Origin of the sequence: Nonomuraea mesophila (genome assembly GCF_004352805.1) — a bacterium.
Taxonomy (GTDB): Bacteria; Actinomycetota; Actinomycetes; order Streptosporangiales; family Streptosporangiaceae; genus Nonomuraea; species Nonomuraea longispora.
The window spans coordinates 19,032-38,380 of the sequence record NZ_SMLD01000092.1 but is presented as its reverse complement, the minus strand read 5'-3'; the positions used below and the strand labels follow the sequence as shown (position 1 = coordinate 38,380).

19 protein-coding genes and 1 pseudogene are annotated in these 19,349 nt (G+C 72.6%); 13 read left to right on the top strand and 7 right to left on the bottom strand.

Annotation, left to right across the window (positions count from 1 at the left end; translation table 11 throughout):
- Positions 1 to 610 (bottom strand): MFS transporter (locus tag E1295_RS29220; RefSeq protein ID WP_246080475.1); only part of this gene is annotated, 610 nt, incomplete at its 3' end.
- A gap of 67 nt (positions 611 to 677) precedes the next feature.
- Here E1295_RS29220 and E1295_RS29215 point away from each other — a divergent pair.
- Entirely contained in the window at positions 678 to 1,646 is a 969-nt protein-coding gene (locus tag E1295_RS29215; RefSeq protein WP_246080477.1) for a LysR family transcriptional regulator, read from the top strand.
- A gap of 87 nt (positions 1,647 to 1,733) precedes the next feature.
- On the opposite strand, the gene E1295_RS29210 is transcribed toward E1295_RS29215, so the two are convergent.
- Positions 1,734 to 2,390 carry a class I SAM-dependent methyltransferase gene (locus E1295_RS29210; RefSeq protein WP_132634753.1) on the bottom strand — a complete coding sequence of 219 codons (657 nt, stop codon included), beginning with the start codon at positions 2,388 to 2,390 and terminating at the stop codon, positions 1,734 to 1,736.
- A 189-nt stretch (positions 2,391 to 2,579) separates the two neighbouring features.
- On the opposite strand from E1295_RS29210, the gene E1295_RS29205 reads away from it, so the two are divergent.
- The gene (locus E1295_RS29205; protein ID WP_132634751.1) at positions 2,580 to 4,097 is read left to right on the top strand and encodes an acyl-CoA synthetase; all 1,518 of its coding nucleotides are present in this window, start codon (positions 2,580 to 2,582) and stop codon (positions 4,095 to 4,097) included.
- Positions 4,098 to 4,260: 163 nt separating this feature from the next.
- Positions 4,261 to 4,356, top strand: a pseudogene (locus tag E1295_RS52565) (helix-turn-helix domain-containing protein); the annotation flags it as partial.
- A gap of 221 nt (positions 4,357 to 4,577) precedes the next feature.
- Here E1295_RS52565 and E1295_RS51190 read toward each other — a convergent pair.
- From E1295_RS51190 to E1295_RS29180, 4 genes are all read right to left on the bottom strand, one after another.
- On the bottom strand, positions 4,578 to 5,582 hold the full coding sequence (locus E1295_RS51190; protein ID WP_132634749.1) for a hypothetical protein: 1,005 nt from the start codon (positions 5,580 to 5,582) through the stop codon (positions 4,578 to 4,580).
- Positions 5,579 to 6,061, bottom strand: coding sequence for a SigE family RNA polymerase sigma factor (locus E1295_RS29190; protein WP_132634747.1), 483 nt, complete (start codon positions 6,059 to 6,061; stop codon positions 5,579 to 5,581). Before E1295_RS29190 ends, E1295_RS51190 begins: the two co-directional genes overlap by 4 nt.
- A 178-nt stretch (positions 6,062 to 6,239) precedes the next feature.
- Positions 6,240 to 7,238, bottom strand: coding sequence for an adenylate/guanylate cyclase domain-containing protein (locus tag E1295_RS29185; RefSeq protein WP_342775915.1), 999 nt, complete (start codon positions 7,236 to 7,238; stop codon positions 6,240 to 6,242).
- Positions 7,239 to 7,260: 22 nt separating this feature from the next.
- A complete protein-coding gene (locus E1295_RS29180) occupies positions 7,261 to 8,007 on the bottom strand; it encodes a FadR/GntR family transcriptional regulator (RefSeq protein ID WP_132634743.1) in 747 nt (248 codons plus the stop codon).
- An 84-nt stretch (positions 8,008 to 8,091) separates the two neighbouring features.
- Here E1295_RS29180 and E1295_RS29175 point away from each other — a divergent pair, with 84 nt between their 5' ends.
- From E1295_RS29175 to E1295_RS29140, 8 genes are read left to right on the top strand one after another with little or no spacing between them, the layout of a single operon-like run.
- On the top strand, positions 8,092 to 9,585 hold the full coding sequence (locus E1295_RS29175) for an ABC transporter substrate-binding protein (RefSeq protein WP_132634741.1): 1,494 nt from the start codon (positions 8,092 to 8,094) through the stop codon (positions 9,583 to 9,585).
- Positions 9,582 to 10,523: an ABC transporter permease gene (locus tag E1295_RS29170; RefSeq protein WP_132634739.1), complete on the top strand. Its 942-nt coding sequence runs from the start codon at positions 9,582 to 9,584 to the stop codon at positions 10,521 to 10,523. Before E1295_RS29175 ends, E1295_RS29170 begins: the two co-directional genes overlap by 4 nt.
- A gap of 13 nt (positions 10,524 to 10,536) precedes the next feature.
- Positions 10,537 to 11,367: an ABC transporter permease gene (locus E1295_RS29165; RefSeq protein WP_132634736.1), complete on the top strand. Its 831-nt coding sequence runs from the start codon at positions 10,537 to 10,539 to the stop codon at positions 11,365 to 11,367.
- Positions 11,364 to 12,284, top strand: a complete 921-nt coding sequence (locus E1295_RS29160; RefSeq protein ID WP_132634734.1) for an ABC transporter ATP-binding protein — start codon at positions 11,364 to 11,366, stop codon at positions 12,282 to 12,284. The genes E1295_RS29165 and E1295_RS29160 overlap by 4 nt, the downstream gene beginning before the upstream one ends.
- Entirely contained in the window at positions 12,253 to 13,053 is an 801-nt protein-coding gene (locus E1295_RS29155) for an ATP-binding cassette domain-containing protein (RefSeq protein ID WP_132634732.1), read from the top strand. The genes E1295_RS29160 and E1295_RS29155 overlap by 32 nt, the downstream gene beginning before the upstream one ends.
- Positions 13,050 to 14,228 carry a M20 family metallopeptidase gene (locus E1295_RS29150; RefSeq protein ID WP_246080471.1) on the top strand — a complete coding sequence of 393 codons (1,179 nt, stop codon included), beginning with the start codon at positions 13,050 to 13,052 and terminating at the stop codon, positions 14,226 to 14,228. Before E1295_RS29155 ends, E1295_RS29150 begins: the two co-directional genes overlap by 4 nt.
- A complete protein-coding gene (locus E1295_RS29145; RefSeq protein ID WP_132634730.1) occupies positions 14,228 to 14,929 on the top strand; it encodes a P1 family peptidase in 702 nt (233 codons plus the stop codon). The genes E1295_RS29150 and E1295_RS29145 overlap by 1 nt, the downstream gene beginning before the upstream one ends.
- Positions 14,926 to 16,359 (top strand): aldehyde dehydrogenase family protein, encoded by a 1,434-nt coding sequence (locus E1295_RS29140; protein ID WP_132634728.1) that lies wholly within the window; start codon positions 14,926 to 14,928, stop codon positions 16,357 to 16,359. The genes E1295_RS29145 and E1295_RS29140 overlap by 4 nt, the downstream gene beginning before the upstream one ends.
- Here E1295_RS29140 and E1295_RS29135 read toward each other — a convergent pair.
- A complete protein-coding gene (locus E1295_RS29135) occupies positions 16,340 to 17,308 on the bottom strand; it encodes a CPBP family intramembrane glutamic endopeptidase (protein WP_166427456.1) in 969 nt (322 codons plus the stop codon). The two genes, E1295_RS29140 and E1295_RS29135, sit on opposite strands and share 20 nt — an antisense overlap.
- A 137-nt stretch (positions 17,309 to 17,445) precedes the next feature.
- Here E1295_RS29135 and E1295_RS29130 point away from each other — a divergent pair, with 137 nt between their 5' ends.
- Together E1295_RS29130 and E1295_RS29125 are read left to right on the top strand one after the other, a co-directional pair.
- Positions 17,446 to 18,684, top strand: coding sequence for a sensor histidine kinase (locus tag E1295_RS29130; RefSeq protein WP_132634724.1), 1,239 nt, complete (start codon positions 17,446 to 17,448; stop codon positions 18,682 to 18,684).
- A complete protein-coding gene (locus E1295_RS29125) occupies positions 18,681 to 19,295 on the top strand; it encodes a response regulator (RefSeq protein WP_281284778.1) in 615 nt (204 codons plus the stop codon). The genes E1295_RS29130 and E1295_RS29125 overlap by 4 nt, the downstream gene beginning before the upstream one ends.
- The last annotated feature ends 54 nt before the right edge of the window (positions 19,296 to 19,349 follow it).

The following is a 19,349-nucleotide window of genomic DNA, read 5'->3' as shown; positions in this document are numbered from 1 at the left end:
CTGGTGGCTTCTCGCGCGGCGGTGGGGCCGGGTCGCGGGGGAGGGCCAGGGCGGTGAACAGGGCGCAGAGCGAAGCGACGCAGGCCACGGCGAACAGCGACCCCTGCCACCCCAGCGGCTCGGCGGCGAAACCGGCGCCCAGCCGCCCGAGCATCCCGCCCACCGTGTTGCCCGCGATCATCGCGCCCACCGCACCGGTCAGGCGGGCCGTGCCGAGCCGGTCGGCCAGGTACGCCGCCGCCACCCCGGCGAAGCCGGCGATCGCCACCCCCTGGACCGCCCGCAGCGCCAGCAGCACGGGGAATGACGGGGCCAGCGGCAGCACGAGACCGACGGCCGCCGACACGAGCACCGACCAGAGGATCACCCGCCGCCGCCCGGCACGTCCGGCGAGCCAGGCCAGCGGCAGCACCGTCACGGCGAGCGCGGTCGTGGCCACGCCGATCGCCAGCGTCGCACTTCCTGGGTCCAGCCGGTACTCCCCGGCGAGCTGCGGCAGCACGGGCTGGGGCGCGTACAGCAGGGCGAACGACGACACTCCGGCGGCCGCGACGGCCGCGCCGACCCGCCGCGTGGCCGCGGGCAGGACCTGAGCCTGACTGACCACCACCCGAGCCACGCTAGGCAGCGACGTATAGATACGTCCAATACGACGATCAGCGATGATTCATACCGTGATGAATGAGTCCGACGAGCAGCTGGCCGCCCGCCTCGCCTCCGACCTGGCGCTGATCGCGGCCGTCGGCGAGACGGGGCACGTGACCCGCGCGGCCGAGCTGCTCGGCATCCCCCAGCCGACCGCGAGCCGCCGCCTCGCCGCCCTCGCGGACCTGGCCGGCACCCCGCTCGTGCTCCCCGCCGGCCGCGGCATCCGCCTGACGAGGGCCGGACGTGTGCTCGCCGCCGCCTCCACCCGTGCGCTGAGCTCCGTGGCCGCGGCCGTCCGGGAGGTGCGCGAGGAGACCGACCCGGGCACGGGCCGCGTCGTGCTCGGCTTCCTGCACCTGCTGGGGCGTACGCTCGTCCCCTCCCTCGTCCGCGACTTCCGCGAGCGCCGCCCCGGGGTCCGGTTCAGCCTGGTGCAGGGCTCGCGGCAGGACATGGTGCGGGCCGCGCGGGAGGGCGAGATCGACCTGGTGTTCGTCGCGCCCATGCCGCTGGACGACCCCGCCCTGGTCAGCAGGCCGCTCGCGGACCAGGAGCTGGTGTTGTCGGTGCCGCGCGCCCACCGGTTCGCGGGGAGGAGGCGGGTGCGCGCCGCCGAGCTGGCGGGGGAGGAGCTGGTGACGCTCGAACCCGGGTACGGGCTGCGCCAGATCACCGACGACCTGTGCGCCAGGGCGGGATTCGAGCCGCGGATCGTGTTCGAGGGCCAGGAGTCGGAGACCGTGCGCGGGCTCGTGGCGGCGGGGCTGGGGATGGCGATCCTGCCGCGTTCCGGGCCGCCCGGCTCGATCCCCGGGGTCGTGGAGATCCCGTTGTCGCCGCCGGTGTTCAGGACGATCGGCGTGAGCTGGCCCGCGGGCGAGCGGCTGACCCCGGCGGCGCGGGCGTTCAGGGACCACGTGTGCGCCGGGCTGACGGATCTGGGCCCGGGTTTCCGCGGTGGGCGGCCACCTCGTGAGGAGGACAGACTGGAGGGATGACTCAGGACGGCGATGCGGCCGGGCACGCGACGGACACGGCCGCCCGCGAAGGGGAGCTGACGCGGGCGACCGGCGTTCCGCGGTGACTCACGCGGGCGGCGGGCCGGCCCTTGTGGTGTAGATCGTGACGGCGTACGGGCGGGGCGGTGCCGGGTAGACCTCCTCGGCCAGCCGCGACAGCGCCGGGTCGGCGTCGAGGTAGCGGTGCAGCCGCCCGGCCTCAGGCCACGGGTGCACGGCGACCAGCACCCCGTCGCGGGGCACGAGCAGCTCGGCCAGCCGGGCGCTGACCTGGCGCAGACGGTCGGGACGGCCCAGGTAGTAGAGGGTCTCCGAGCAGAACACGAGGTCGAAGCGCTGCTCGGGCACATGCGTGAGGATGTCAGCCTGGACGAAGCGCACCCTGCCGTTGCCGGGGACCCGCCGGCGGGCCCGCGCCAGCGCCCGCGCGGAGACGTCGACCCCGACGATCCGCGCCTCCGGATAGGCCCCCGCCAGCGTGCGCGTGAACGCGCCCTCGGCGCATCCCACCTCGATGATGCGCCGGTACGGCCTGCGCGGTACGTGCTCCAGCGTGGCCTCGTACTTCTGCCGCTCGTAGGTGTCGGTCGACAACTTCCAGGGGTCGGGCACCCGGTGCCGCCAGTCGAAGAAACGGCCGAGGACCATGCCCTGGGCCTGCGGCGGGAGCAGCGACAGGGCGCGGAAGAACGTACGGTGCATGAGCTCTGGGATGGGCGGCATGGCGGTGGCGCGGCCTTTCTCGATCGGGACGGATGAGCGTCTCCGTGTGCTGGGTTGACGTCGTTACGTGAGCGGATTCCCTCATGACCACCGTCCATGCCCGCCGGCGGCGGCGCCGCGCGGGCGCGAAAGAGGGGAAAACGGTTAGGATCGCCCGAATATGGTTCTGTACGACTGAAGGACGTCCCCATGATTCGCCGGCATGCCATCGGAGACCTGCTGCGGCGCTCGGCCGCGCGCTATCCCGCCAAGACCGCCATCGTCTACGGCGATGTGCGGCAGACCTACGCCGACCTCGATCTGATGGTCAACCGCACGGCGAACGCGCTGGCGGCGCGCGGGGTCGGCAAGGGCGACCGGTTCGCGGTGCTGAGCCACAACAACCACGCTTTCGTGGTCGCGTACTTCGCGCTCGCCCGGCTGGGCGCGATCTCCGTGCCGATCAACTTCATGCTGGGGAGCGACGAGGTCGCGTACATCCTGGAGCATTCCGGCGCGACCGGAATGCTGGTGGAGGAGGCGCTGCTGCCGGTGGCGGACGCGGCGGCGGGCCCGCGCGTCACCGTGCGCGGCGTGATCGGCACGGCGGCCGGCGGCTGGGAGGCGTTCGCCGACTGGGCGGCCTGCGACGACACGTCGGAGCCGCAGGCCGCCATCGCCGACGACGACCCGATCCAGCTCATGTACACCAGCGGCACCGAGTCGCGCCCCAAAGGCGCCATGCTGTCGAGCCGCAGCCTGATCACGCAGTACGTCACGTGCGTCGTCGACGGCGAGATGAGCCCCGACGACGTCGAGGTGCACGCGCTGCCCCTCTACCACTGCGCGCAACTGCACTGTTTCCTCACGCCCGGCATCTACCTGGGCGCCACCAACATCATCCTGCCGGGAGCCACGCCGGCCGTGATCCTGGCCACGATCGAGGGCGAGCGCGCGACGAAGGTGTTCTGCCCGCCCACCGTCTGGATCGGCCTGCTCCGCCACCCCGACTTCGCCCGCCGCGACCTGTCGTCGCTGCGCAAGGGCTACTACGGCGCCTCGATCATGCCCGTGGAGGTGCTCAAGGAGATCTCCACCCGCCTGCCCGACGTACGCCTGTTCAATTTCTACGGCCAGACCGAGATGGCGCCCGTCGCCACGGTCCTCGGCCCCGACGAGCAGCTCACCCGGCTGGGCTCGGCGGGCAGGCCGGCCCTGAACGTCGAGACCAGGATCGTCGACGACGAGGACAGGCCGGTGCCGCCCGGCGTGGTCGGCGAGATCGTGCACCGCAGCCCGCACGCCATGCTCGGATACTGGAACGACCCCGGCAAGACGGAGGAGGCCTTCCGCGGCGGCTGGTTCCACAGCGGCGACCTCGGCGTCATGGACGCCGACGGCTACCTGTCGGTGGTCGACAGGAAGAAGGACATGATCAAGTCGGGCGGCGAGAACGTGTCGAGCCGCGAGGTGGAGGAGGCCATCTACCAGCATCCGGAGGTCGCGGAGGCGGCCGTGTTCGGCGTGGGGGACGAACGGTGGATCGAGGCGGTGACGGCCGCGGTGGTGCTGCGCGAGGGCGCCGGGGTGACGGCCGACGAGCTGATCGCGTTCCTGCGGGAGCGGCTGGCCCCCTTCAAGACGCCGAAGCAGGTGGTGTTCGTGGAGTCGCTGCCCAAGAACGCCTCAGGCAAGGTGCTCAAAAGGGAACTGCGCGACCGGTTCTGACCGGCCGCCGGCGGCGGCCGGTCATCGGTGCACGCGCGGAGGCGGTCACCGGATACCTACAGGTTGGAGGCCCTGTCCTTCCTCCGGGGCGGGGTGGAATGCCGGAACGGCCGGACACTGTGGTCTCCCGGTTTTGTCGGTGGCGGCCGGTAGATTGATCGGCATGTCCCGCTACCGGCTCCAGCCCTCGCCTGCCCAGGAGGCAGCACTGCTGGAGCATTGCGGGCACGCCCGATATGTGTGGAATCTCGCGGTTGAGCAACACGCGCACTGGAAGCCGGGACGCAAGAGCGCGCCAGGGTTCGTCGAGCAGTGCCGCCAGTTGACGGAGGCGCGGGCAGAGTTCGGGTGGCTGCGCACCGGATCGATCATCGTCCAGCATCAGGCTCTGCCGGGCCGGTGCACCGCGAACCTCAACGTGACCTCCTCCTCGTGGGGTGGTTGCCGTTGGAATCCCCGTGCCTCAACGCGGGGAGGAGGTCAATTCACGTACGCCGCCACGACCCAGCGGACCGGCCGGTTGGTGGCCTCACCCCACAGGCCCACCTTCCCGGTGATCGTCACCTTCTCGCCCTTGGGCACCCTGTGCTCGCCCATCGCCATCGGGAAGGGGCCGCTTTTCCAGATGCCGCAGTCCGTGGTCGAGCCGGTGTCCTCGCCGTTGATGCGGTAGGTGAACCACATGCGGCCGGCCAGGTCACCCGTGCAGAGCTGTTCCAGGCCCAGCTTCCCGCCGGGGCTCCTGACCACCAGCTCGAACGAGCGCTCGTCCGTCCACGTGCCGCCCGTCCTGGCGGCGAGCCGCATACCGGCCAGCCTGGCAGGCGGGGCGCGCAGCTCGCCGGGCTCGACCGGTTCGGCGGGCGGCGTCCACTCGTAGACGGCCAGGCTCCACGCGGCCCAGTGTGGCTTGACCGGCTCGCACTTCCCGCCCTTCTTCTCGCGTACGCAGCCGTACCCGGTCGTCGTGGTGTCGAAGGTGACGGTGACCTCCGTGGCGCCGTCCGGTACGACCAGCGCTTCGAGCTCCATGTCCTTCCCGCACCTCAGGGAGCCTGTCCGGACAGGCCTGCCGTTCACGGCGACGTTCGGCGGCTGGCTCCCGGGCCTGCCCTGGCACAACCCGGCCAGATCCAGCGGCTTGCCGGTGACCGGGACGGTGACCGACGCCTTCTGACCGCCCTTGGCCGGCAGCCCGGTCGTGGCCACCCGCCGGTACTCGGTGCCGTCGTCCGCGGTGAACGTCTCGGGCAGCGCGGAGGCCGCGGGCTCGGCCGCCGCGGTGATCTCGGGAGGCTTCGCCGCGCCGGGTACGAGGGAGACGCCCGCCACCACGGCCGCCACCACCGCCACCCCGGCCATGGCGCTCCTGCGGATGCGGGTCCGGCGGACGCGGGCGCGGATCTGGTCGTGGCGGTGCGGGTTCACGGGCGCCGGGGCCCCGGCCCGCTCCCGCAGGACATCACGCAGGTCGTGCGCGCTCATCGGTGCAGCTCCTTCACGATCGACTCGTCCACTCGTAGCTTGGCCAGCGCCTTGGCGCACTGGCTCTTGACCGTGCCCTCCTGGCAGCCCAGGATCCTGGCCACCTCGGCCACCGCCAGGTCCTCGTAGAAGCGCAGCACGACCACCGCGCGCTGCCGGGCGGGCAGGCGGCCGACCGCCCGCCACAGCTCCTCCCTCTCATCGCAAGGAGGGTCGTGCGACACGGCGTGGGGCAGGTCGTCGCTGGGCAGTTCCCTGCGCCATCTGCGCCGCCACCAGGACGTGTAGGTCGTCACCAGGACCCTGCGCACGTACGCCTCGGGCTCGTCGATGCCCGGCCAGGCGAACCAGGCCTTCGCCAGCGACTCCTGCAGCAGGTCCTCCGCGACTCCCCAGTCGTGGGTCAGCAGGTACGCGGTGCGCAGCAGCCGATCGGACCTGGACGCCACAAAGTCCTGAAATATCGCTCTATCCGCCAACGTGAGATGCCTCCTCGCGAGCTTGCTGACGGTAGTGACGCATCGAGCGCGACGGCAGGTTGCCCACGCCGGGGACCGGCGTCACCAGACCTGAGGCGCCGGCGTCACCAGGCCCAGGGCACCGGCGTCAGGAGGCCCAGGATGCCGGCGCGTCAGGAGGTCCTCCGGGGCGCCGGCGTCAGGAGCTCTCGGCGCGCGTGACCGTGAACGGGACCAGCTCGCCCAGCCCGCGTACCGACAGCCGGTCGACCGCCCGCAGCCGGAACGCGCGGGCGTCCTCCAGCTCCTCCGCCAGCTGCGGATCGGCCAGGATGGTGCCGGGCAACGACAGCGCGGTGAGCCTGCTGGCCAGGTTGACCGTGGTGCCGAACACGTCGCCCATGCGCCACATCACCGGCCCGGCCGCCAGCCCCACCCGCAGCTCCGGCATGTCCTTGCTCCGGGCGTGCGTCTCCACCAGCCGCACCGCGATCTCCGCCGCCACGTGCGCCTCGTCGGCCACGAACAACACCGAGTCGCCCAGCGTCTTGACGACCCGCCCGCCGGAGGAGGTCACGATGTCGGCCGAGCGTCCCTCGAACCGGTCGACCAGCCTGGCCAGCTGGCCGAGCGTGATCTGCCGGCTCAGCCTGGTGAACGCGACCAGGTCGGCGAACCCGACGGACAGGCGCACCGCGCTCATGTCCTGGCCCGCGATGCGCCCCGCGGCGGCGGCGAGCTGGCGCTGCCAGGCGTAGACCAGCAGCCGCCCCAGGTCGGGCACCACCAGCTCGGCCCGCCTGCGCCAGGCCCGCGGGCGTTCCTCCAGCGGCACGCCCGCCTGGTCGAGCGACTCCACGCCCACCTCGGCCTGCGACTCGGCGAGCCTGGTCGTGGCCCGGCCGATGGAGCGGGCGATCAGCAGCATGTGCTCCTCGTCGTAGGCGCCGGAGCCGACCATGCGCAACATCGTCCTGAGCGCCTCGACGTCGGAGTCGGTGAACTCGACCGCGTCGTCGGCCACGTTGGGGAACCCGAGGGCGCGCCAGAGCCGCCGCGCGCGGTAGACCGGCACCCCCGCCATGTCGGCGACCTGGTGGCTGGTGTAGCGGCGCGGCTCACGAAGGAACGCCTCGCGCAACGCGTCCCCATCATCGAGCGGCACGTGGGCAAGATAACATTCGCCGCCCCCGGTCAGGAGCCCCGTGCCGGGCCGGCGATCACTCCAGCAGCGCCCGCAGGGCAGGACGTTCGGCGGCCGGCACGTAGTCCGCGTAATAGTCGTACATCGCCTCGCGGGTCAGCCGGGCGGCCAGCGGACCGTCGCCGGCGCGCACCGCGGCCAGCACCGCCTCGTGGTGCTCGATGGTCTGCCGCATCAGCGCCCCCTTGTCGGGGGCGGCGGCGAGCTTCTCCGAGATCAGCCCGAGCACGATCGAGCGGACGACGTCCGTACAGATCTGGATCAGCTTGTTGCCGCTGGCCCGCGCCACCACGTCGTGGAAGGCGACGTCCTCGGTCACGAACGCGTCGTGGTCGGCCGCGGCGCGCATGCGCCCGACGGCCGCGTCCATCTCGGCGAGCTGCCCGTCGGTGCGCAGCCGGGCGGCCAGCAGGCCGGCCGACGAGTCGAGCACCATCCTGAACTGCACCAGCTCGGCCAGCGACAACTCCGCCACCCTGGCCAGCGTGGTCATCGACTTGTGCAGGGCGGCGGGCGTGAACGGCAGCACCTCCGCCCCGTGGGGATCGCCGGGACGCGAGCGCACGAGGCCGCGCGCCTGCAGCACCCGCAGCGCCTCGCGTACGGTGGACCGGCTGACCGAGAACTGCACCATCAGCTCGCGTTCGCTCGGCAGCCGCTCGCCCGGGCTGAGCGAGCCGCTCTCGATGGCCTCCTCGACCTGCTCGACGACCCGCTCGTAGGCGTGTACGGCACGCACCGGCTCGAACCGCGGACCACCCATGCAATCCCCCTTGACCCGAGCCACCGACGACTGGCAATGTGCAGCCTACTGGTCCGACCAGTGCACTAGCCAGGAGGCTGAAGAATGAGGCGCATCGGCATCTGGATCGCCGTCGGCGGTCTCCTGCTGGGCACGGCCGCCTGCGGCGGCGGCGACGGCGGGGAGTCCGCGTCCGGCGCACCCAAGGCGCAGTCGTTGTCCGTCGGTTTCGTGGCCGAGCCGGCGAATCTCGACTTCACCTCCACCGAGGGCGCCGCGATCCCGCAGGCGCTGCTCGTCAACGTCTACGAGGGCCTGGTCAAGCTCGACCAGGAGGGCAAGATCGTGCCGCTGCTGGCCGAGAAGTGGGAGGTCTCCGACGACCGGAAGACCTACACCTTCACCCTGCGCGACAACGTCACGTTCTCCAGCGGCGCGCCGTTCACCGCCGACGACGTGGTCTTCTCGCTCGACCGGGTGAAGTCCGACTGGAAGCTCAAGATCAAGTCGCAACTCGACGTCGTCGACAAGGTGGAGAAGAAGGACGACACCACCGCCGTGGTCACGCTCAAGCAGCCGAGCAACGGCTTCCTCTACTCGATGGCCACCAGGCTGGGCGCGATGTTCAGCCGCACCGGGGTGTCCGACCTGGCCAACAAGCCCGTCGGCACCGGCCCGTACGTGCTCGGCTCGTGGCGGCGCGGCGACTCAGTCCAGCTCGACGCCAACCCCTCCTACTGGGGCACGAAGCCGCCGCTGTCGTCGATCACACTGAAATACTTCAAGGACGCGACGGCGATGAACAACGCGCTGCTGACCGGCGGCATCGACGTCATCTCCAGCGTGCAGGCGCCCGAGTCGCTGCAGCAGTTCGCCGACCCCAACCGCTTCGAGGTGATCGAGGGCACCACCAACGGCGAGGTCGTGCTGTCGATGAACAACGCCCGCCCGCCGTTCGACGACAAGAAGGTCAGGCAGGCGGTCCGGCACGCCATCGACCACAAGGCGCTGCTCGACACCGCCTGGGCCGGGCGCGGCGGAATGATCGGCTCGATGGTGCCGCCCACCGACCCCTGGTACGAGGACCGCACCGGCGACTACCCCTACGATCCGGCCAAGGCCAAGCAACTGCTCGGCGGCAAGACGTACAACGTCAAGATGCGCATCCCCAACCTGCCGTACGCGGTGAGCAGCGCCCAGGTCGTCAAGTCGCAGCTGGCCCAGGTGGGCATCACGGCCGAGATCGAGCCGCTGGAGTTCCCCGCCCGCTGGCTGGACCAGGTGTTCACGAAGGGCGACTACGACCTGTCGATCATCAACCACGTCGAACCCCGCGACATGGGGATTTTCGCCGACAAATCGTATTACTTCGGTTACGACAATCCCGAGTTCGGCAAGCTCCTCGCCTCCGCCGACCGGGGCACCGAGCAGGAGCAGAGCGACGACCTCAAGCAGGCCGCCAAGCTCCTGTCCGAGGACGCCGCGGCCGACTGGCTCTTTCTCTTCCCCAACCTGATCGTGGCGAAGAAGGGCGTCACCGGCCTGCCGAAGAACGCCATCTCGGAGTCCTTCGACTTCACCGCACTCGCCAAACAGTGACGTTCTACCTGCTCAAGCGACTGGCCGTGCTGCTCGCCGGCATCGCGGTGGCCGCCGTGGTCGTGTTCGCGTTCATGTCGCTGCTGCCGGGCGACCCGGCCGAGATCGCGCTCGGCGTCAACGCCACGCCCGAGGCGGTGGCCGCGCTGCGCGAGCAGTTCGGCACCGACCGGCCGCCCGTCGTGCAGTTCCTCGACTGGTCGGGAGGGCTGCTCCAGGGCGACTTCGGCACCTCCTACGTGACCAGCTCGCCCATCGGCCCGCAGATCGGCGAGCGGCTCGGCGTGACGGCCGTGCTCGTGCTCGGCGGCATGGCCGTGGCGCTGGTCCTCGCGGTGCCGCTGGGCACGTTCGCCGCCGTGCACCACCGCGACCCGCTCGGCGCGCTGATCAGCGCGGCCAGCCAGGCCGGCATCGCCATCCCCGCGTTCCTGGCCGGCATCCTGCTGGTGTACGTGTTCGCGGTGCAGGCCCAGGCCCTGCCGTCCGGCGGCTACGTGCCGTTCGCTGACGACCCGGGGGAGTGGCTGCGCGGCCTGCTGCTGCCGTGGGCGTCGCTCGGGCTCGTCCAGGGCGCGGTGCTCACCCGCTACGTGCGCAGCGCCGTGCTCGACGTCATGCGGGAGGACTACCTGCGCACCGCCCGCGCCAAGGGGCGGGGCAGCACCGGCGCGCTGTGGCGGCACGGGCTGCGCAACGCCTCCGTCCCCGTGGTCACCGTGCTCGGCCTGCAACTGGCCACGCTGCTGATCGGCGCGGTCGTGGTCGAGCGGGTCTTCGTCATCCCCGGCCTCGGCGACCTGCTGCTGAACGGCGTCGCGGGGCGCGACCTGCTGCTCGTCCAGGGCGTGGTGATGGTGCTGGTGGCGGCCGTGCTGCTGATCAACTTCGTGGTGGACGTCGCCTACCACCTGCTCGACCCGAGGCTTCTGCGGTGAACCGGAGGACGCGATGAGGGGCAGGGCGAACGCCGGGCTGGTCAGCGGCGGCACGCTCGTCGGGCTCGTGGTGCTGACGGCGGTGGCCTCGTTCTTCTGGACGCCGCACGACCCGACGCTCGTGGACGCCGCGCAGAAACTGCGCGAGCCGGGCGGCGGCTACCTGATCGGGGCCGACAAGTTCGGCCGCGACACCTTCAGCCAGCTCATGGTCGGCGCGCGCACCACCCTCTACGTGGGCGTCGTGGCCGTCGGCATCGCCGCCGCGCTGGGCGTCCCCCTCGGCATGATCGCCGGGATGACGCCGCGCGGCTGGCTCTCCGAGCTGATCATGCGGGTCAACGACCTGGTCTTCGCCTTCCCCGCGCTGCTGCTCGCCGTCATGCTCGGCGCCGTCTACGGAGCCGGCACGCTGACCGCGATGATCGCGATCGGGGTGGCCACCGTGCCCGCGTTCGCCCGGGTGGCCCGCGCCGCCACCCTCCAGGTCATGGTGACCGACTACGTCCTGGCCGCCAGGGCGGCGGGGCGGCGGCGGCCGGCCATCGCCGTGCGGCACGTGCTGCCGAACATCGGCTCCATGCTGATCGTGCAGGCGTCGGTGTCGTTCGCGATCGCGATCCTCGCCGAGGCGGCGCTGTCGTTCCTCGGCTTCGGCACCCGCCCGCCCACGCCGTCGTGGGGCCGGATGTTGCAGGAGTCGCAGGAACTGCTGTTCTCCACCCCGCGCCTGGCGCTGTGGCCGGGCCTCGCGATCGCGCTGGCGGTGCTCGGCTTCAACCTGCTCGGCGACGGCCTGCGCGACCACCTGGACCCCAAGCTGAGGAGGGTCGAGGAGCGGTGAGCACGCTGAAGGTCGAAGGGCTGACCGTCCGGGCCGGGGCGCTGGAGCTCGTACACGAGGTGTCGTTCACCATCGCGCCCGGCGAGCGGGTCGGCCTCATCGGGGAGTCGGGGTCGGGCAAGTCGCTGACCGCGCTGTCGCTCATGGGCCTGCTCCCCGAGGAGGTCACCGCCTCGGGCACGGCCCGGCTGGGCGAACGTGACCTGGTCGGCGTGCCGGAGAGCCGGGTCAAGGACCTGCGCGGGCGCGAGGTGTCCATGGTCTTCCAGGAGCCCATGACCGCCCTCAACCCGCTCATGCGCGTCGGCAACCAGGTCGCCGAGGTCATGACGCTGCACGGCATGCCCCGCCACGAGGCCCGCGAACGCGCCGTCGCGCTGCTGGACCGCGTACGCCTCCCCGAGCCGGCACAGGTCGCCCGCGCGTACCCGCACCAGCTCTCCGGCGGCCAGCGGCAGCGCGTCATGCTCGCCATCGCCCTGGCCAACGGCCCCGGCCTGCTCATCTGCGACGAACCCACCACCGCGCTCGACGTCACCGTGCAGAAGCAGATGCTCGAACTGATCGCCGAGGTCGCGCCCGCGCTGCTGTTCATCACCCACGACCTCGCCGTCGTCGCCTCCGTCTGCGAACGGGTCCTGGTCATGTACGGTGGCCGCGTCGTCGAGAGCGGCCCCATCCGCGAGGTCTTCACCCGCCCCCGCCACCGCTACACCGAAGGGCTGCTGGCCGCCTCCAGGCTCACGCCGCGCGGCACCCGGCTGCCCACCATCCAGGGCAGCGTCCCCGCGGCGGGCCGCTTCCCCGGCGGCTGCGTGTTCAGGAACCGCTGCCCGCACGCCACCCCCACGTGCGAGGCGGCGCCGGCGCTGACAGGAGAGGGACATGCCTTCGCATGCTGGCACCCCGCTGATTGAGGCGAGCGGCCTCAACCGCGTCTACCACCGGCCCCGCACCTCGCTCACCCGGCCGGGTGCCGCCGTCCACGCGCTGCGCGACGTGTCGCTGACGATCCGGCGCGGCGAGCGGTTCGGCATCGTCGGCGAGTCCGGCTCGGGCAAGTCCACGCTCCTGCGCCTGCTGTGCGCGCTCGACCGGCCCACCAGCGGCTCCATCCGTTTCGACGGGCAGGAGATCGCCGGCCTGCCGGAGAAACGGCTGCGGTTCCTGCGCGAGAACCTCCAGATCGTCTTCCAGGACCCGATGAGCTCGCTCGACCCCCGCATGCGCGTACGCGACCTCGTCGCCGAGCCGCTCGTCGCCCTCGGCCTGCCGGCCGGCGACCGCGTGAAGGAACTGCTGGCCGAGGTCGGGCTTCCGCCCGAGGCCGCCGACCGCTACCCGCACCAGTTCTCCGGCGGGCAGCGGCAGCGCATCGCCATCGCCCGCGCGCTCGCGCCCCGGCCGAAGGTGCTGGTCGCCGACGAGCCGGTCAGCGCGCTTGACGTGTCCGTACGCGGGCAGATCCTCAACCTGCTCGCCGACCTCGTCGACGACCTGGGCCTCACGCTCGTCTTCGTCTCGCACGACCTGTCCGTGGTGCGGCACGTGTGCGAGACGGTCGCGGTCATGAACGCGGGCGAGATCGTGGAGGCCGGTTCCGTGGACGAGGTCTGGGAGGCGCCCGCCCATCCGTACACGCAGGAGTTGCTGCGGGCCGTACCGACATTGGAGGGTTTGTGGTGATCAAGGTCGACGCCGACGGTGTGGTGGAGTTCACGCAGGCGCTGGTGCGGATCCCCAGCACCAACGACCCGGCGCGCGGCCGCGACGAGCGGCCCGCCGCCGAGCTCGTCGCGGCGAAGATGCGCGAGTGGGGCTGGGAGCCGGTCGTGTACGAGGCCGCGCCGGGACGGCCCAACGTCGTGGCGGTCGTCGAGGGTGGCGGCGGCGACGGGCCGACCCTGATGTTCGAGGGCCACACCGACGTGGTGACCGAGGGCGACCTGTCCACCTGGACCGTCGACCCGTTCGGCGGCGAGATCCGCGACGGGCGGCTGTGGGGGCGGGGCAGCGCCGACATGAAGTCCGGGCTGGCCGCCACCCTGTACGCCACCCGCGCCCTGCAACTCGCTGGACCGTTCCCCGGCCGGATCAAGGTGTGCGCGCTGGCCGACGAGGAGGGCCTCATGCTCGGCGCCCACCACTTCGTCTCCGAGGGCCTGGCCGCCGACGTGGACGGCGCGATCGTCGCCGAGCCCGAGGCGGGCGAGATCTGCGCCGTCGCCAAGGGCGCCCTGCGGCTGCGCGCCGACCTCACCGGCAAGATGGCCCACGGCGCGATGCCGCAGCACGGCCGCAACCCCATCCAGGCCGTGGGTGAGCTGCTCGCCGGCCTGCGGGCCCTGCAGGACGAGCTGCAGACGCTGCACCCGGCGCACGAGCACCTCGGCGAGGTGTACGTGACGCCGACCGTGCTGCGGGCCGGGTCCGAGGAACAGGTCAACGTCATCCCCGCCGTGGCCTCCGTCTTCATCGACGTGCGGACCATCCCCGGGGTCGACCACCAGGTCGTCGCCGAGCGGGTGGCGGCGCTCGCCGGCCGCGACGGGATCACCGCCGAGGTGGTGACGCTGGTGGACCGCCCGCCGGTCGACGTGCCCGTCTCCGACCCGGTGGTGGCCGCGCTGGCCGCCGCGCACCGCACCGTGACCGGGCGCGAACCGGTGTACGGCGGTGTGCCCGGCTCGACCGACGGCACCGTGCTGACCCACTGGGGCGGCATCCCCTCCGTCGTCTACGGGCCGGGCGGCAAGTGGATCGCCCACCAGTCGGACGAGTTCGTCGAGGTCGCCGAGATCGTCCGGTGCACCGAGGTGTTCGCCGAGGCCGCCCGCCGGTTCCTGACCGGGGACCACTGATGCGTGCCGGCCCCGCCAACTCCCTGGTGGACGTCCCCGGCCTGCGCGTCGGCCACGCGCAGCGGACCGGCGGCGGGCACCGCAGCGGCACCACCGTGGTCGTGGCGCCCGCCGGGGGAGCGGTGGCCGGGGTCGACGTACGCGGGGCCGCGCCGGGGACCAGGGAGACGGAACTGCTCGACCCGCGCAACCTCGTGGAGCGGGTGCACGCCGTGGTGCTGTCGGGAGGGAGCGTGTTCGGGCTCGGGGCGGCGTGCGGGGTCGTGGACCGGCTCGCCGACGCGGGCATCGGATATCCGGTGGAGGGCGGTGCCGTACCGATCGTTCCGGCGGCCGTCATCTTCGACCTCGGCCGGGGCGGCACGTTCCGCGCCGTCCCCGACGCCGCCCTGGGCGCCGCGGCGTACGACGCCGCCCTCACCCCTTCGCCCGAGCCGCTCAGCCCGAACTCTCCCCGGACCCCCGCCGCCACGTCCGCCGCTGGTGGCGTGTCCGCGTCCGGCGGGGTGGCGTGGACGACGGCGCCGGCGAGCGCGAACGTCCGCCCGGCTCCCGGCCACGACCTGCTGCAGGACGCCCTGGAGGCGGTGGCCGACGTGTTCAGCCGCGCGGTGGCGCACGCCGTCCTCGCCGCGACCGGCCGCGAGGGTGCGCCCGCCTACCTCGACGTGTTTCCCAGCGCCCTACGGAAAGAGCCATGAGCATCGAGCAAGCCTGGCCCAGCGGACTGCCCATCGGCGACGGATGGACCGAGACCGCGGCCACCACCGACGTGATCTTCCCCTACGACGGAAGCCGGGTCGCCGCGGCCCCGCTGGGCACGGCGGCGCACGCCCGGCAGGCGCTCGACGCGGCGCTGGCCGTCGCCCCCGCCATGGCGGGGCTGCCCTCGCACGCCCGGCGTGCCGCGCTCACGCACGCCCACGACGCGCTGGAGGCGGCCCGCGAGGAGTTCGAGCGGCTGCTCGTCCTGGAAACCGGCAAGCCGCTGGCCGACTGCAAGGTCGAGGTCGCGCGGACGCTGGTCACGCTGGCCACGGCCGCCGAGGAGGTCGCCCGGCTGCACGGCGAGACCGTGCCGCTCGACCTGCTGCCGTCGGGGGAGGGGCTGATCGGGTTCTGGACGCGCCGGCCGATCGGCGTGGTCGTCGGGATCACCGGCTTCAACTACCCGCTGCTCCTCGCCGCCCACAAGATCGCCCCTGCCGTGGCCGCCGGCTGCCCCGTGATCGTCAAGCCGGCGCCCGCGACCCCGCTGGCCACGCTCTGGCTGGTCCATCTGCTGCGCTCGGCCGGCGCGCTGCCTCCGGCCGCCGTGCAGCTCGTCACCGGGGACGTCGAGGTGGGCAGGACCCTGGTGGAGGACCGGCGGATCGGCGCGGTCTCGTTCACCGGCTCGGCCGCGGCCGGTCACGCCATCGCGCGCGGCGCCGCCCCCACCAAGGTGCTGCTGGAGCTCGGCTCCAACGCGGCGCTCGTGGTGGCGGCCGACGCCGACCTGGAGGCCGCCGCCGACGCTGCCGTGCGCGGCGGCTACTACGCCTCCGGTCAGGCGTGCATCTCGGTGCAGCGGGTGCTGGTCGAGGAGCCCGTACGCGACCGGTTCCTCGCCCTGCTGGCCGAGCGCGTCAAGAGCGTCACCGTCGGCGACCCCCGGCTGCCGGGCACCCGCGTCGCCCCGCTCATCGACGAGGCCGCCACCGACCGCGTGCTCGCGTGGATCTCCGGCTCGGGGGTGGAGCCCATCACCGGCGGGCACCGCGTCGGCCGCGCTCTGGCGCCCACCGTGCTCGCCGACGTCCCCGACGGTGCCGCCGCCTGGGACGAGGAGATCTTCGGCCCGGTGGTGTGCGTGCGTACCGTGCCCGACCTCGACGCCGCCTTCGCCGCGGTCAACGCCTCACGGTACGGCCTGCACGCGGCGGTCTACACCCGGTCGCTGGCCACGGCGTTCGCGGCCATCGAGCGCATCGAGGCCGGGGGAGTGGTGGTCAACGACGTGCCCGGCTTCAGGGCGGACAACATGCCGTACGGCGGCGTGAAGGACTCGGGCGCCGGCCGCGAGGGCCCGAGGTTCGCGATCGAGGAGCTGACCGTCACCAGGATGGCCATCATCCGGCCGCAGGCGTGACCCGCGTCCGCCGCCTCCGGTAGGTGGCGTAGGCGGCGCCGCACAGAAGCGCCAGCAGCAACGTGGTCGGCAGCCCCGTGAACGGGCCGGCCGTGGCGGGCTCTCCGAGGAGCGGGCTCGCCTGCGGCTGGGAGAGCAGGACGATGGCGAGCGGCGGCGTGCCCTGCCCGGGGGCGGTCACCACGAAGACATGGCTCGCCAGCCAGAGCGGCGTCGCGTGGAAGGCCAGGGCCGCCCACAGGCTGCCGCCCATCAGCGTGAGCAGCGCCGCCAGCACCGACCAGAGCACCAGGTTGGCGGCCAGCACCCAGGTGAAGCGGTGCAGCGGGAAGATCAGCATCAGCGGGCCGGCGAAGTGGAACAGCGCGAACGCACCCGACGAGATCGCGATGCCCGCCGGCGCCCCCCAGCGCGCGGTGGCGCTGCGCAGGATCCAGCCCCGGTAGAGGATCTCCTCGATCGAGATCATCACGATCCTGCTCAGGTAGAACGCCGGAAGCAGGTACGCCAGTGCGGCCACCGGCACGCCCGGGGCGGCCATCGTGCCGTCCACCCCCAGGTTCCCGATGGCGGCCTGCAGCGCCAGCCACCCCGCGATGAACGCCACTCCCAGGCCGAAGCCGGCCGCGTGCTGCTTCCAGGCGAGCCGGCCCCAGGTGAGGCCGAGCGATGCGGCGAAGGGCCGTCGCTCGTAGAACCGTACCCAGGCCCACAGCAGCAGGAAGATGGGCGCGTGCCCGATCACTTGCTGCAGCACCGCGAAGACGGCGATGAGCGGCGGTGACGGCCGCGTCCCCGCCAGCGCGGCCCCCAGCGTCTGGTACAGGAGCAGGCCCCCGAGCAGGCCCGCCGCGTAGATCAGCTGCGCCAGCAGAACGGTGAGCAGGGGATGGGTGTCACGTCCGGTGCCGGAGCCGTCAACGGTGCGGGTGACGGAGGGAAGAGTCATGTCGCCGAACGTAGTCACGGGCCGCGCGAGGCGAATCCCGCCGCAGACCTGTCCGGGTACGACCGTGGACCATGTCGCAGGTCATGTTCCCCTGTCCGCCCGGGGAGCGTCGCCCGTCCTGGTGTTAGCGTGTGGGCGTGGCTGGAGGTGATCGCTGGACCCACGGCACCGACACGCGGGCCCCCTACGTGCTGACCGCGCTGTTCGCCTTCGCGAGTCTGGTGTTGTTGTGGAGCACGCTGTACGTCGCCGTGGAGGGCGAGGCGACGTGGCTGTTCGCCGTGCCTCCCGTGGCGCTGCTGCTCCTGTGGCCCTTTCTGCACTGGAACCGCGGCGCCTCGCCGGGCCGCAAGGCGGTCAGCCTGCTGTTCATGTCGGCCGCGTTCGCAGGTGTGGCCGCCGGCAGCGGCGTGTCGAGCATCCCGCTGATCGCTGTCACGATCGTGCACGCCGTCTGCGTGTTCGGCGCCCCTGGGGGCGCCGGGTTCAGCGCGGTGCTGGTCGCGGGCTCGTTCGCCGGAGGGCTGCTCGTACGCGGCGCCGACAGGGCCGGGTGGACGGTCGCGGAGACGGTCGTGATCGCGGCGTTCGCCGTCCTGGCGCTCGTCACCGCGCGCACCCTGCTCGACGCGCGGCAGCGCGCCCGCGAGACCGAACGCCTGCTCGGCGAGCTCAGCGAAGCGCACGCGGAGCTCGGTCGCTACGCCGCCCGGGTGCGCGAGCTGACCGTGGCCGAGGAACGCGCCCGCATGTCACGGGAGATGCACGACTCCGTCGGCCACTACCTGACCGTGATCAATCTCGGCCTGGAGAACGCCCAGCGTTACCGGGAGACCCGGCCCGACGACGGGTGGGCGGAGGTGCGACAGGCCCAGCGGCTCACCATGGAGGCGCTGGCCGACACCAGGCGCTGGGTGCGGGCGCTGAAGCCGCTCGCCCTCGAAGGGCGGGCCGGTCCCGCGGCCATGGCGGAGCTGGCCAGGTCGTTCGAGGGGACGGGCATCGAGGTCACGTTCCGCGCGGTGGGGGCCGGGTTCGCGCTCGGCGAGGAGTCCGAGCTGGCCCTCTACCGCACGCTGCAGGAGGGCCTGACGAACGCGGCACGCCACTCGGGCGGGCGCAAGGTCGAGGTCGTGCTGGCGTCCTCGCACGACGGGGTCACGCTGTCCATCACCGACGACGGCCGTGCGGCCCCCGCCCCCGACGGCGGTGGCGGCGAGGGGCGCGGTCAGGGTGTGGTGGGCGGTGAGCGTGGGCTCGCGGGGCTGCGTCACCGGATCGGAGCGCTCGGCGGCACACTCACCGCCGGAGCCGCGCCCGGCGGCGGGTTCGTGCTGCGCGCGAGCCTGCCCACGCGAGCGGAGGTGGGCGTGTGACCGTGCGGGTGCTGATCGTGGACGACCAGGTCCTCATGCGCGAAGGGCTGCGCAAGCTGCTGGAGATCGAGGAGGGCATCGAGGTGGTGGGCGAGGCCGCCGACGGCGTCGCCGCGCTCGACCTGCTCGACACGGCCAGGCCCGACGTGGCGCTGGTCGACGCCCGGATGCCCCGGATGGACGGCATCGAGCTGATCGCCCGGCTCGACGTGCCGGCGATCATCCTCACCACGTTCGACGACGACGACTACATCTTCGGCGGCCTGCGCGCCGGCGCCCGCGGCTACCTACTGAAGGACACCCCGCCGCACGAGCTGGTGGCGGCCATCCGCAAGGCGGCACGAGGGGAGACCGTGCTCGGCGGGGTGGCGGCGGAGCGCGTGGTCGCCGAACTGCAGCGGGCGCCCGCCGTCCGCGACCTCGCCGAGGAGCTGTCCGAGCGGGAGCGCGAGGTGGCCGTGCTGGTGGGCCAGGGGGCGACCAACCGTGAGATCGCCAGGCGGCTGTTCATCACCGAGGGCACGGTGAAGAACCACATCTCCAGCATTCTGCGCAAACTTCGCCTGCGCGACCGCACCCAGCTCGCCCTCCACATCGCCAGATCGTCCTGACCCCTCGCCCGAGCGCCGGGACGGTGGCGCGGGTCAGCTCGGGGGGTCGAACGC